At 71.1% G+C, this 13,905-nt stretch carries 8 protein-coding genes; 4 read left to right on the top strand and 4 right to left on the bottom strand.

Annotation, left to right across the window (positions count from 1 at the left end; all coding sequences use genetic code 11):
* Nucleotides 1-62 precede the first annotated feature (62 nt).
* From ACSYGO_RS15685 to ACSYGO_RS15670, 4 genes are all read left to right on the top strand, one after another.
* Entirely contained in the window at nucleotides 63-1,445 is a 1,383-nt protein-coding gene (locus ACSYGO_RS15685; protein WP_426675764.1) for an alpha-amylase, read from the top strand.
* Nucleotides 1,446-1,589: 144 nt separating this feature from the next.
* Nucleotides 1,590-6,989 (top strand): pullulanase-type alpha-1,6-glucosidase, encoded by a 5,400-nt coding sequence (gene pulA / locus ACSYGO_RS15680; RefSeq protein ID WP_460389720.1) that lies wholly within the window; start codon nucleotides 1,590-1,592, stop codon nucleotides 6,987-6,989.
* A gap of 80 nt (nucleotides 6,990-7,069) precedes the next feature.
* Nucleotides 7,070-8,695, top strand: coding sequence for a SpoIIE family protein phosphatase (locus ACSYGO_RS15675; RefSeq protein WP_460386884.1), 1,626 nt, complete (start codon nucleotides 7,070-7,072; stop codon nucleotides 8,693-8,695).
* A 29-nt stretch (nucleotides 8,696-8,724) separates the two neighbouring features.
* Nucleotides 8,725-9,084, top strand: coding sequence for a 5-carboxymethyl-2-hydroxymuconate Delta-isomerase (locus ACSYGO_RS15670; protein WP_426675766.1), 360 nt, complete (start codon nucleotides 8,725-8,727; stop codon nucleotides 9,082-9,084).
* Between the two features lie 22 nt (nucleotides 9,085-9,106).
* Here the strand turns inward: ACSYGO_RS15670 and ACSYGO_RS15665 are convergent, their stop codons facing one another.
* The 4 genes from ACSYGO_RS15665 to ACSYGO_RS15650 all read right to left on the bottom strand — a co-directional run bounded on the left by ACSYGO_RS15665 (nucleotide 9,107) and on the right by ACSYGO_RS15650 (nucleotide 13,880).
* Nucleotides 9,107-9,808: a TetR/AcrR family transcriptional regulator gene (locus ACSYGO_RS15665; RefSeq protein ID WP_426675767.1), complete on the bottom strand. Its 702-nt coding sequence runs from the start codon at nucleotides 9,806-9,808 to the stop codon at nucleotides 9,107-9,109.
* 56 nt (nucleotides 9,809-9,864) lie between these two features.
* Nucleotides 9,865-10,917 carry a PDR/VanB family oxidoreductase gene (locus tag ACSYGO_RS15660; protein ID WP_426675768.1) on the bottom strand — a complete coding sequence of 351 codons (1,053 nt, stop codon included), beginning with the start codon at nucleotides 10,915-10,917 and terminating at the stop codon, nucleotides 9,865-9,867.
* The gene (locus tag ACSYGO_RS15655; RefSeq protein WP_432185827.1) at nucleotides 10,914-11,819 is read right to left on the bottom strand and encodes a metal-dependent hydrolase; all 906 of its coding nucleotides are present in this window, start codon (nucleotides 11,817-11,819) and stop codon (nucleotides 10,914-10,916) included. Before ACSYGO_RS15655 ends, ACSYGO_RS15660 begins: the two co-directional genes overlap by 4 nt.
* A gap of 132 nt (nucleotides 11,820-11,951) precedes the next feature.
* Nucleotides 11,952-13,880 (bottom strand): hypothetical protein, encoded by a 1,929-nt coding sequence (locus tag ACSYGO_RS15650; RefSeq protein ID WP_460386882.1) that lies wholly within the window; start codon nucleotides 13,878-13,880, stop codon nucleotides 11,952-11,954.
* Nucleotides 13,881-13,905 lie beyond the last annotated feature (25 nt).

The raw sequence follows: 13,905 nt of genomic DNA, 5'->3' as shown, positions 1-13,905 counted from the left end.
GCATCAGGCGCCCCGGTCCCGCACCCGCATCCCCCACCGCACGACGATGTGCAGGAGAAGACATGGCCAAGAGAACTCTCGCCACCGCGCTCGCGCTCGCCGCGGGCATGGCGGCCTCCGTGACCCTCCCCGCCGGAGTGGCCGAAGCCTCCCCGCCCGGAACCAAGGACGTGACCGCCGTCCTGTTCGAGTGGAAGTTCGACTCCGTCGCCAAGGAGTGCACCAACACGCTGGGCCCGGCCGGCTACGGCTACGTCCAGGTGTCCCCGCCCGCCGAGCACATACAGGGCTCACAGTGGTGGACGTCCTACCAGCCCGTCAGCTACCGCATCGCCGGCCGGCTCGGTGACGCCACCGCCTTCCGCAACATGGTCAGCACCTGTCACGCCGCCGGCGTGAAGGTCGTGGCCGACTCGGTGATCAACCACATGTCGGCCGGTTCCGGCACCGGGACCGGCGGCTCCTCGTACACGAAGTACAACTACCCGGGCCTGTACTCCTCGTACGACATGGACGACTGCACCGCCACCATCAGCGACTACACCAACCGCGGCAACGTCCAGAACTGCGAACTCGTCGGTCTCGCGGACCTCGACACCGGCGAGGAGTACGTCCGGGCGACCATCGCCGGCTACCTGAACACCCTGCTCGGTTACGGGGTCGACGGCTTCCGGATCGACGCGGCCAAGCACATCCCGGCCGGCGACCTCGCCAACATCAAGTCCCGGCTGAGCAACCCGTCGGTCTACTGGAAGCAGGAGGTCATCTACGGTTCGGGCGAGGCGGTCCAGCCGACCGAGTACACCGGCAACGGCGACGTGCAGGAGTTCCGCTACGCCTACGACCTCAAGCGGGTCTTCAACAACGAGAACCTCGCCTACCTGAAGAACTACGGCGAGGGCTGGGGCTACATGAGCAGCTCGGTCGCCGGCGTCTTCGTCGACAACCACGACACCGAGCGCAACGGCTCGACGCTCAACTACAAGGACGGCGCGAACTACACCCTCGCCAACGTCTTCATGCTCGCCTACCCGTACGGCGCCCCCGACATCAACTCCGCCTACGAGTGGTCCGACGCGGACGCGGGCCCGCCCAACGGCGGCACTGTCAACGCCTGCTGGCAGGACGGCTGGAAGTGCCAGCACGCCTGGCCGGAGATCAAGTCGATGGTCGCCTTCCGCAACACCACCCGCGGGCAGTCCGTCACCAACTGGTGGGACAACGGCGGCGACGCCATCGCCTTCGGCCGCGGCAGCAAGGGATTCGTCGCCATCAACCACGAGTCCTCCGCGCTGACCCGCACGTACAGCACCTCGCTCGCCGCGGGCACGTACTGCAACGTGCAGAACAACACGACGGTCACCGTGAACGCCTCGGGCCAGCTCACGGCCACTCTGGGCGCCAACACCGCGCTCGCGGTCTACGCGGGCAAGTCCAGCTGCTGAAAAGCCTTTCCGCACCTTGCAAGACTCTTGCTGTAAACCTTGCGTGAGCGATACGGTCACGCGGGCGTTCGGCACCGGAGCCGGGACGCTGCGCGGGGTCGGACCCGAGTACGCCGTAATCGCTAGGAGTTCACACCTGTGGACCTGATACCGAGAGGGCCGGCGCGCCGCCCCGGCCGTTCCAGACTGCGCGCAGCCGTTCTTGCCGCCGCTCTGGCCGTATCGCTCGCTCAACCCCTCGCCGCGCGGGCCGAGACCCCGCCCGCGCCGCCGTCGGACGCCGCGCTCGCCGCGCAGCCCGCCCGGCACGACGCCACCCGAGAGCAGTTCTACTTCGTCCTGCCCGACCGCTTCGCCAACGGCGACACGGGCAACGACAAGGGCGGCCTGACCGGTTCGCGCCTGTCGACCGGCTACGACCCCACCGACAAGGGCTTCTACCAGGGCGGCGACCTCAAGGGTCTGACCCGGAAGCTCGACTACATCAAGGGCCTCGGCACCACCGCCATCTGGATGGCGCCGATCTTCAAGAACCAGCCCGTCCAGGGCACCGGCAAGGACGCCTCGGCCGGCTACCACGGTTACTGGATCACCGACTTCACCCAGGTCGACCCGCACTTCGGCACCAACAAGGACCTGGAGACGCTGATCTCCAAGGCCCACGCCAAGGGCATGAAGGTCTTCTTCGACGTCATCACCAACCACACGGCCGACGTCGTCGACTACGACGAGAAGTCCTACGACTACCTCTCCAAGGGCGCCTTCCCGTACCTGACCAAGGACGGAAAGCCCTTCGACGACGCGGACTACGCGGACGGCACCGAGCAGTTCCCGTCGGTGGACGCCGACTCCTTCCCCCGTACGCCGACGGTGCCCGCGGCGAAGAAGAACACCAAGGTCCCGTCGTGGCTCAACGACACGACGATGTACACCAACCGCGGTGACTCCACCTACGCCGGTGAGTCCACCACGTACGGAGACTTCTCCGGCCTCGACGACCTGTGGACCGAACGGCCCGAGGTCGTCTCCGGCATGGAGAAGATCTACGAGAAGTGGGTGCGGGACTTCGGCGTCGACGGCTTCCGGATCGACACCGTCAAGCACGTGAACATGGAGTTCTGGACCCAGTGGGCCACGGCCCTCGACGCCTACGCCGCCCGGCACGGCCGCAAGGACTTCTTCATGTTCGGCGAGGTCTACTCCGCCGACACGTCGATCACCTCGCCCTACGTCACCGAGGGCCGCCTCGACTCCACGCTCGACTTCCCCTTCCAGGAAGCGGCCCGCCAGTACGCCTCCCAGGGCGGCAGCGCGCAGAAGCTGGCGTCCGTCTTCGGCGACGACTACAAGTACACGACGGACAAGGCCAACGCGTACGAGCAGGTCACCTTCCTAGGCAACCACGACATGGGCCGCATCGGGACCTTCCTGAACCAGGACGACCCGAAGGCCACCGACGCCGAACTGCTGAAGAAGGACCAGCTCGCCAACGAGCTGATGTTCCTCAGCCGCGGCAACCCGGTCGTCTACTACGGCGACGAGCAGGGCTTCACCGGAGTCGGCGGCGACAAGGACGCCCGGCAGACGATGTTCGCCTCCAAGGTCGCCGACTACCTCGACGACGACGAGATCGGCACCGACCGCACCCACGCGAGCGACGCCTACGACACGAGCGCGCCGCTGTACCGGCGGATCGCCGCGCTCTCCGCGCTCCGCAAGGCCAACCCCGCCCTCACGGACGGCGTCCAGACGGAGCGGTACGCCGCGGACGGCTCCGGCGTGTACGCCGTCACCCGCACCGACGCCAGGACCGGCGCCGAGTACGTCGTCGCCTTCAACAACGCCGGCGAGGCCAAGTCCGCGACCTTCGCGACCGGCTCCGCGGACATGACGTACCGCGGCATCTACGGCACGGACGCCACCGCGAGGACCGACGCCGACAAGAAGATCACCGTCACCGTCCCGGCCGGGTCCGCCGTCGTCCTCAAGGCGGCCGGCCGCCTCGCCGAGCCCGCCACCAAGCCGACGATCACCCTCAAGGCCCCGGACGCCGGCGCCACCGGGACCGTCGAGCTCTCCGCGGACGTCGCAGGCGGCCGGCTCGACCGGGTCGTCTTCGCCGCCCAGGTGGGCAACGGCAAGTGGCGCGTCCTCGGCTCCGCCGACCACGCCCCGTACAAGGTCACCCAGACCATCGGCAAGGACGTCCCCGCGGGCACGGCCCTGCGCTACAAGGCGGTCGTGATCGACTCCGCCGGGCACACCGCGAGCGCCACCGCCACGAGCAGCACCGGCACCCCGCCCGCCCCGGAGATCCCCACCGCCTCCTCGCGGGACTACGCGATCGTCCACTACAAGCGCACCGACGGCGACTACGACGACTGGGGCCTGTACGCCTGGGGCGACCTCGCCGACGGCGAGTCCACGAACTGGCCCGCCAGCCACCCCTTCACCGGCCGGGACGCCTACGGCGCCTTCGCCTACGTCAAGCTCAAGCCCGGCGCCTCGAACGTCGGCTTCCTGGTCATCGACAAGGACGGCAACAAGGACGTCTCCGCCGACCGCACGATCGACGTCACCAAGACCGGCGAGGTCTGGGTCGAGCAGGGCAAGACGGACGTCCTCACCCAGAGGCCCGACCTCCCCGCGCAGGACAAGACCAAGGCGGTCGTCCACTACCACCGCGCCGACGGGAACTACGACGGCTGGGGCCTGCACGTCTGGACGGGCGCCGCGAACCCCACCGACTGGTCGAACCCCCTGAAGCCGGTGAAGACTGATGCCTATGGCGCGGTCTTCGAGGTACCGCTCACCGACGGTGCCACCAGCCTCAGCTACATCATCCACAAGGGCGACGACAAGGATCTGCCCACCGACCAGTCCCTGGACATCAAGACCAACGGCTACGAGGTGTGGCTGTTGAACGGACAGGAGAAGTACCTGCTGCCGCAGCCCACGGGCAGCGCGGCCGCCCTCGACCTGACCACCTCCAAGGCGGTCTGGATCGACCGGGACACGGTCGCCTGGAACGGCGCGGACGGCGCCGCCTCCACCCAGCTGCTCTCCTCCCGCGACGGCTCGATCGCCGTCAAGGACGGGACGCTGACCAGCGACGACGAGCGCTGGCTGCGGCTGACGAAGACGACCCTCACCGACGCCCAGAAGGCCAAGTTCCCGCACCTGAAGGACTACACGGCCTGGTCCGTCGACCCGCGTGACCGGGACCGGGTGCGCCAGGCGCTCGGCGGTCAGATCGTGGCCTCCCATCGTGCGGCGAACGGCGCGGTGCTGGCCGCGACCGGTGTGCAGATCGCGGGCGTCCTCGACGACGTGTACGACGCGACCTCGGCGAAGCTCGGACCGGTCTTCCACGACGGGAGGCCGACCCTCTCCGTCTGGGCTCCGACGGCGCAGAGCGTCTCCCTGGAACTGGCCGGCTCCGAGGTGGCCATGCACCGCGACGCGGACACCGGCGTCTGGTCCGTCACGGGTCCCGCGTCCTGGAAGAACAAGCCCTACCGGTACGTCGTGAAGGTGTGGGCCCCCAGCGTCCGCAAGGTCATGACGAACAAGGTCACCGACCCCTACTCGGTCGCGCTGACCGCGAACTCCGAGCGCAGCCTGGTCGTCGACCTGAAGGACAAGGCCCTCGCCCCGGGCGGCTGGTCGACCCTGAGCAAGCCCAAGGCCGTACCGCTGCGGGACGCCCAGATCCAGGAACTGCACATCCGGGACTTCTCGGTGGCCGACAAGACGGTCCCGGCCGGGGACCAGGGCACCTACCTGGCGTTCACGGACAAGGACAGCGACGGCTCGAAGCACCTGCGTGAGCTGGCGAAGTCCGGCACGTCGTACGTCCACCTCCTGCCCGCCTTCGACATCGCCACCATTCCGGAGAAGAAGGCCGACCAGGCCACCCCGGACTGCGAGCTGGCCTCCTTCGCGGCCGACTCCGAGAAGCAGCAGGAGTGCGTCGCGAAGACCGCCGCCAAGGACGCCTACAACTGGGGCTACGACCCGTACCACTACACGGTCCCCGAGGGCTCGTACGCGACCGACCCGGACGGCACCGCCCGCACGGTCCAGTTCCGCAGGATGGTCAAGTCGCTCAACGACGACGGCCTGCGGGTCGTCATGGACGTCGTCTACAACCACACGGCGGCCTCCGGCCAGGCGGACACCAGCGTGCTCGACAGGATCGTGCCCGGCTACTACCAGCGGCTCCTCGCCGACGGTTCGGTGGCCAACAGCACCTGCTGCGCCAACACGGCGACCGAGAACGCCATGATGGGCAAGCTGGTGGTCGACTCGATCGTCACCTGGGCCAAGGAGTACAAGGTCGACGGTTTCCGCTTCGACCTCATGGGCCACCACCCCAAGGCCAACATCCTCGCGGTCCGCAAGGCCCTCGACGCCCTCACCCTCGCGAAGGACGGCGTCGACGGCAAGAAGATTATCCTGTACGGCGAGGGCTGGAACTTCGGTGAGGTCGCCGACGACGCCCGCTTCGTCCAGGCCACCCAGAAGAACATGGCCGGCACCGGAATCGCGACCTTCTCCGACCGTGCCCGCGACGCGGTGCGCGGCGGCGGCCCCTTCGACGCCGACCCCGGCATCCAGGGCTTCGCCTCCGGCCTCTACACCGACCCCAACTCCTCGGACGCGAACGGCACCACGGCCGAACAGAAGGCCCGCCTGCTGCACTACCAGGACCTCATCAAGGTCGGTCTGACCGGCAACCTCGCCAAGTACCGCTTCACCGACACCGCCGGCAAGGAGGTCAAGGGCTCCGAGGTCGACTACAACGGGCAGCCCGCAGGCTACGCGGACGCACCCGGCGACGCCCTCGCGTACGCCGACGCGCACGACAACGAATCACTGTTCGACGCGCTGACCTACAAGCTGCCCGCCGGCACGAGCGCGGCCGACCGGGCCCGGATGCAGGTCCTGGCGATGGCGACGGCCACCCTCTCGCAGGGTCCGTCCCTCTCCCAGGCCGGAAGCGACCTGCTGCGCTCCAAGTCCCTCGACCGCAACTCGTTCGACAGCGGCGACTGGTTCAACGCCGTCCACTGGGACTGCCGCGACGGCAACGGCTTCGGGCGCGGGCTGCCGATGGCCGCGGACAACGCCTCCAAGTGGCCCTACGCCAAGCCGCTGCTGAGCTCGGTCGAGGTGGGCTGCGACCAGATCGGGGCGACGTCGGCCGCCTACCGGGACCTCCAGAGCATCCGGACCACGGAGGGCGTCTTCTCGCTCCCCACGGCCGACCGGGTGCAGTCCGAGCTCGCCTTCCCGCTGTCCGGGAAGACGGAGACGCCCGGGGTGATCACGATGGAACTCGGCGATCTCGTCGTCGTCTTCAACGCGACGCCCGAGAAGCAGGAGCAGACCGTCGGCTCGCTGGCCGGAACGGCGTACGCGCTGCATCCGGTACAGGCGTCGGGCGCGGACCCTATCGTCAAGTCCTCGTCCTACGCTGCCGAATCGGGGACGTTCGCCGTTCCGGGCCGCACGGTGGCGGTTTTCACCCGGTCCGGCTGATAGCGCACTAATTTGGTGGGGGCAGGACCGGGACATCCCCGGACCTGTCCCCATCACCCGTGCTCCGAGGGACTGTTCCGATGGCCATCGAATCGGCCGGACCCACGGTGGACACCCTGTCCACCGTGATGGTGGTCGACGACATCGCGGCCAGCCGCTACGCGCTGGGCGCCGTGCTCACCCGCGCGGGACACAGGGTCGTACCCGTCGCCAGTGCCGCCGAGGCGCTCGTCGAGCTCGACGTACGGCTGCGCGCCGGAGTCCTGCCCGACGTCGCCCTCGTGGACGTCGGCCTGCCCGACATGAGCGGCTTCGAACTGTGCCGCAGACTCAAGGCGCAGCCCCCCATGGCCGCCCTGCCCGTGGTGCACTTCTCCGCCTCCTCCTCCGGAACCGCCCACCGCTGCCGGGGCCTGGACGCGGGCGGCGACGCGTACCTCTCGGTGCCCGCGGAGCCCGAGGAGATCCAGGCCGTCGTCCGCGCGGCGGTGCGCCGCTCCCGCATGCGGATCGGCGCCGAGACGCTCGTACGGCGGCTGACCCTGCTGTCCGAGACCATCGTCGCCGTCCAGGCGGCCCGCTGCCCCGAGGAGCTCGCCGACGCCGCGGCCGAGGGCACCGCCCGCCTCACCGGCTCGCCCGCCGCCGTGTTCGTCCTCTCCGAGGACGGCGAGCTGTACCGCGGGGCGTCCCGCACCCGGGCGCGGACGACGGCGTCCGACCCGGGTGCGCACGAGACCGTCACCCGGCTGATCCGCCACATCACGGCCGGCCACACCGGGGTGAGCGGCACGGTCGTCCCCGCCCTGCTGTGGCCGCGCGGATTCTTCCGGCCCGGTGTCCCCGACGCCGCCCGGGTCGTGCTGGCACGCACCCCCGACGGCAGGGTGCCGGTCTGCCTCGCGACGCCCGCGGACGGCGACCGGGACGTGGCCCCGCAGACCGACACCCTGGTGGCCCGGCTCGCCCAGGCCACCGCGCTGGCCGCGGAGCCCCTGCTGATGTACCAGGCGGAGCGGCATGTCGCGCTGACCCTCCAGCACAGCTTCCTGCCCCAGAAGATGCCCGAGACGCCGGGCCTCGACGTCGTCGTGCGCTACGTTCCCGCCTCCCGGCAGGCCGAGATCGGCGGTGACTTCTACGCGGTGCTGCGCACCTCGGACGGGGTGCTCGCCGCCGTCGGCGACGTCGTCGGCCACTCGCTGGAGGCGGCCACCGTGATGGTCGAGATCCGGCACGCGCTGCGCGCCTACTGCGTCGAGGACCCCGACCCCGGAGTCCTGGCCCGGCGCCTGGACCGGATGCTCCAGCACTACCACCCGGACGTCACGGCCACCGTCTGTTTGTGCCTGGTCGACCCGGCGAGCGGGCGGGCGCGCATCGCGAACGCGGGCCACATCCCGCCGCTGATCATCGGCGACGACGGCACCGCCGACTACGCGGACGTCCGCGGCCCGCTCCTCGGCCTGGGCCTGGACCGGCCGCGGCCCAGCGAGGTCGTGCTGCTGCCGACCGACCGGCTCCTCATGGTCACCGACGGCCTCATCGAGACGCGCGGGACCGACCTGGGGGTCTCCCTGGAGCAGCTGCGCAGCGCCGGAGCCGAGGCACCGCCCGGCGTCGCCGCCCTCTGTGACACCCTGCTCGACTGCTTCGGGCCTGGCCGGGAGGACGACATCGCGCTGCTCGCGCTGCGGTTAGGGTGATCGCAGATTCCTAGAACAGGAGTGCGCTGATGCCGCAGATCACCGTCGACTACTCCGAGTCGCTCGACGACGCCTTCGACCGGCGCGGGTTCGCGCTGGCGCTGCACCCGGTGGTGGTGGAGACGGCTGCCGCCCGCATCGAGGCGTGCAAGACACGGTTCCGTACGACCGGGGACGACGTGGTGGGAGCGGACGGGGAGGGCCACGCGATCGTGCACGTCACGCTGGCGCTGCTCGCCGGCCGGTCCGACGAGACCAAGGCGAGGCTGACCGAGGCCGCGCTGGAGCTGCTGCGCAAGTACGTCGAGCCGGTCGAGGGCGTCACCGTGCACGCCTCGGCCGAGGTGCGGGACCTCGACCCGTCGTACCGCAAGTTCGAAGGGGCCTAGTCCGCCGCCCGCGCTCGCCGGCTCAGGCGTCCGGGGGCGAGGCCAGTGCGACGAGCCGGACGACGAGGTCGCTGAACGGCCCGTCGCCCGGCTCGCCCCTGAGCCCTTGGCGCAGCTGCTCGCTCATCTCCTCGTCGTGGGCGGCGCTCACCGCGGCCAGCGCCGCGAAGTCGTGCACCAGCTGCAACTCCAGCTCGCCGCGCGGGATCCGCCGTCCGTCCAGCCACAGCAGGGCCGTCGACTCGACCAGCGAGATCCAGGAGCGGATCATCAGCTCCAGGCGGGCCGTCGGCCTCTCGACGTTCAGATGCGACAGGATCTGCACGTACGCGGCCTGCCGTACGGCGTCGATCAGGGCGTTGGTGGTGGAGGAGCCGACCGCGGGGCCGCCCCGCATCAACGCCGCGAAACCGGGCCCGTGATCGTCCACGAAGTCGAAGAACCGGCGCATCACCCGCAGCAGCCGCGCCCCCAGCGGCCCCTCCGCGGGTTCCACGAACCGCCCCGCGAGGTCGTCCGAAGCGCGCTGCAAGGCGGCCTCGTACAGGCTGAGTTTGCCGGGGAAGTAGTGGTAGACCAGGGGTCGGGAGATGCCCGCGGCGGAGGCTATCTCGTCGATGGAGACCTCGTCGGGCGAGCGTCGGCTGAACAGTTCGAGGGCGACGCCGATCAACTGCTGCCGGCGTTCCTCGACACCCATCCTGCGGCGTACCCCGGTTGTCATGCGAACACCTTACCGATCGGATCAGGCCCGGAACGGGCCGGTCCGCCCACGATCGTTCACATGTCCAACACAATTCTCTCACTTCGCGCCCGCGAGACACAGATCAGCATCGAGTCGTCACGCTCCGCGTCCGTCAGCAGCTCGTCCCGGTGGTCGATCTCTCCTTCCAGCACCCGCTGTTGGCAGGTTCCGCAGAAGCCCTGCTCGCACGAGTACACGGTGCCCGGCAGCTCCGCGCGGACGGCGGCGAGGACGGTGGAGTCCGCGGCCACGGTCACCGTGCGTCCGCTGCGCCGCAGTTCGACCTCGAAGGCGCCGTTGCCCTCGCCCGACGTGCGGGGCGCGAAGCGCTCCAGATGGAGCGTCGCCCCGTCCGGGACGCGGGCCTCGACCGCCGCCATCAGCCCCTCCGGGCCGCAGCAGTAGACCGCCGTGTCCCGGGGGAGCCCCGCGAACAGCGCGTCGAGGTCCGGCAGTCCCTCCTCGTCCTCCGCGACGACGGTGACCCGCTCGGGGTCCAGCTTCTCGATCTCCTCCAGGAAGGGCATCGAGGCCCGCGACCGCCCGCCGTACACCAGCCGCCAGTCCGCATGCCCCTGCACGGCGCGCAGCATCGGCAGGACCGGGGTGATCCCGATGCCGCCCACGACGAACACGTACGAGGGCGCGTCCACGAGGGGAAAACGGTTGCGCGGCCCGCGCACCTCGATCTCGGAGCCCTCCCGCACCTGCTCGTGCACCTCGCGCGAACCGCCCCGCCCGTCCTCGACGAGCCGCGTCGCGACGGTGTACGAGGAGGTGTCCTCGGGGTCCCCGCACAGCGAGTACTGCCGCACGAGACCCGACGGCAGGACCAGGTCGAGGTGGGCGCCCGGCTCCCAGCGCGGCAGGTCCCGCCCCTCCAGACGCAGTTGGACGACACCGTCGGCGACCCGCTCGTGCCCGGTGACCAGCAGGCGCAGTGCCCGGGTGCGCGGCCGGCCGGAGACCGGCTCCTCCAGCGCGGGCAGCGGCCACAGCGGCGAGGCCTCGATCCGGCGGCGCAGCGCGCGCCGCACGACGAGGGCCGCACCGGCGACGGCCACGACGGTCCGCAGCCGGGGCGTCATGCCGCACCCCGTTCGGCCGCGGTCGCCGCGGGGGAGGAGGCGAGATAGGCGATCGCCTGCTCGGTGGAACCCTCCTGGGAGGGGTGGTAGGAGCGGCTGAGGTAGCGGGGGATGGACTTGAGCATGTCCCCGGTGGACGGCAGCACGCCCTGCTTCCCGCTCTCGTAGAAGTCCTTGAAGCTCGCCCGGCCGTCCGCCAGCGTCGGGTCGTTCTCCATGAAGAACCGTGTCCCGCGCTGCCAGAGGAAGACGAGCGCCGTGAACGCGGTGGCCCAGGTCCGGGCCCGCCGCCGGTAACTCCCGTCGACGTGCATGAACAGCTCGAACGCCACCGAGCGGTGCTCGACCTCCTCCGCGCCGTGCCAGCGCAGCAGATCCAGCATGGTCGGGTCGGCGCCCCGCCGGTCCAGCTCCTCGGCGTTCAGGACCCAGTCGCCGAGGAAGGCGGTGTAGTGCTCGATCGCCGCGATGATGGCGACCCGCTCCAGCAGCCACCACTTGCGGGCCTTGCCCGGCGGCAGGGTGCGGTCGCCGAGGAGCTTCTCGAAGAGCCAGTCGACCTGCGCGGTGTACGGGGTCGGGTCGAGCCCCAGCTCCTTGAGGTGCGGCAGCACCTCGTCGTGCGCCTGCGAGTGCATCGCCTCCTGTCCGATGAACCCGATGACGTCCTCGCGCAGCCGCTCGTCGCGGATGTGGGGCAGCACCTGCTTGTACACGTGCACGAACCAGCGCTCACCGGCCGGCAGCAGCAGGTGCAGCACGTTGATGGTGTGCGTGGCGAACGGGTCCCCGGGCACCCAGTGCAGGGGCGTGTCCTCCCAGGAGAACGACACCTTCCGCGCCTTGAGCACCGTCCGCTCGGAGTCGACTGGCCGGGGCAGCCGGGCCTGCGTGTTAGACATGGCGTCAATGTACTGACGGGTAGGCGCGTGGAGAAGCCCCGTGCGCCTACTTATTTACGCGAACGTCAACTAGCTGTTCTACGCGAACGTCAACCAGCCGTCCGGTCCGGCCGACGTCGGCCGGCGACCGGCTCAGCGCAGCCCCGAGATCGGCCGTCCGTCCGACAGGGTCGCCTTCAGCTGCGCCTGGGCGCCCTGCCGTGCCCGTACCGCCAGCATGCTGCCCCGCACGGAGCCCTCGACCCCGCCGGTGGCCCGGACGGACGTCGTGTCCCTGCTCCCGGCGGCCAGCAGGTACCAGTTGCCCGTCCCCGACTTCCACAGCACGCCGGCCAGCACATGGGGGTCGCGGGAGCCGCACGCGGGGGAGTTCTCGGCCTTCGCGGCGACCGCCCCGTACGCCCCGCCCGGGGTGTGGAACTGCGCGAGCACCCGCGTCCCGCCGCCCCGCCAGGTGTCGGCGCGGGTGCAGACCCAGGCCGCGGTGCCACTCGCGTCCGGCAGCGGCTGCCGCGCGAACCGCCAGGCGTTCACGGACCGCACGCCCTGGGAACGCACCGAGGCGAGCGAGCATGCGAACGGGGACCACTCGCGCAGCGCCTCGGCGCCGGAGGCCTCGTGCGGGGACGAGGGCTTGCCCGCGGTGAGGTGCGCCGGGGTCAGCTCGCCGAGGTCGGTCATCAGCCGGGTGCCCGAGCCGTCCTTCAGCTGGAGCACGTTCCACGAGGTGCAGGCGCCGGTCTGGGCGGGACCGGCCAGCGGGGAGGTGACCCCGTCGGCGGAGATCGGCAGGTCCATCGCGCCCGAGGACGGCTTCATCAGGTCCCGCTCGGCCGCCTCGGTCACCCAGGGCGCGGTCAGATACCGGACGTTGCCGTCGGAGCGGCCCACGACCACCGCGTTCGCCTCGGCCCGGTTCGCGCCGTCGACCCGCGCGAAGTCGAGGGCGGCGCCGCTCGTGCCGTCCTTCGGTTCCGCGTACCGCGCGATGCGCAGACCGTCGTAGAGGAGCACCACGCGCGCCTGGTCGACCTCGCCCGCGTACAGCAGCTGCGGCGGGCCGGGCGGGGCGCCGGACGGCGTGCCGGGGGTCGCCGAGACCCGTACCGACTCGCCGGGCCTGGCCCACACGGCGAGCGCGCGCCGCAGCAGCGCGCTGTCGTCGACGAGGCCGCCGCGGGCGGGCCACACGGAGAAGTCGGTGCGCGCGGACGACTCCCAGGCGGTGCCCGCCACCTTGGTCAGCCTGCCGGGGTCGAGGGCGGCCTCGGCCGCCGGGTTCTGCGCGTAGGACGGCGCCGCGGCGCCGTCGGGGCCCCAGCCGTCCCCGGGCAGCGCGAGGAGCGCGCCGCACACGGCCACGGCGGCGGTGGCGGCGAGCGCGGCCCTGACGTGCTGCCTGCGCCGCATCAGGTCGGTGGGCCGGGCGTGCAGCGAACAGGGGTCGAACTCGGGGGAGTCGAGCAGCGAGTCGCGGGCCTCGACGCCGGACGCCTCGACGAGCGCCGTGTCCGGGTCCGCGACCCCCGCCGCCGCGAGGACCTTCCGTACGTGGGGGTCCGGCAGCTTCTCCAGACCGCGCAGGACGTAGGCCGCACGGGCGGGCCCGGACAGCGCGGACAGCCGCTGGTCCAGGGCGAGTTCGTCGGCTCCGCCCGAGCGCGGGAACAGCTTCAGGCCCCACACGTGCGGCAGCAGCGGCGGCAGCTGGGCGCGCCTGGGCCGGGCGCGGAGCCTGAGTGGCAGGCCCGCCTCCAGGGCCGCGCGCACCACACGCAGGCGTACGAAGGCGTAGCCCGGGTCTCCGTCGCGGCCGCCGCCGGACTGCTGGGCGGGGATGACCGAGGCGTCGCCCGAGGCGCGGCCCCGGGGCAGCGCGCGCTGGGTGAGGGCGTGCGCGGTCATCACCCGGCGGCCACGGCTCAGACCCGGCGGCAGCACCAGATAGGCCAGCCGGACCAGCCGCGGGTAGTGCTCGACGAGCGCGGCCTCGGCCTGCTCGACGTCGACGACCGGTCCTGAGGAGGGCGCGGGGCGCGGGGCTACATCCTGTGACTGCACGTTCAGCAGAACGAGCGAATCGGCG

This window comes from Streptomyces krungchingensis (genome assembly GCF_054729265.1).
Note: the sequence above shows the minus strand (reverse complement) of the source record. Positions and strands in the feature narration are given on the sequence as shown.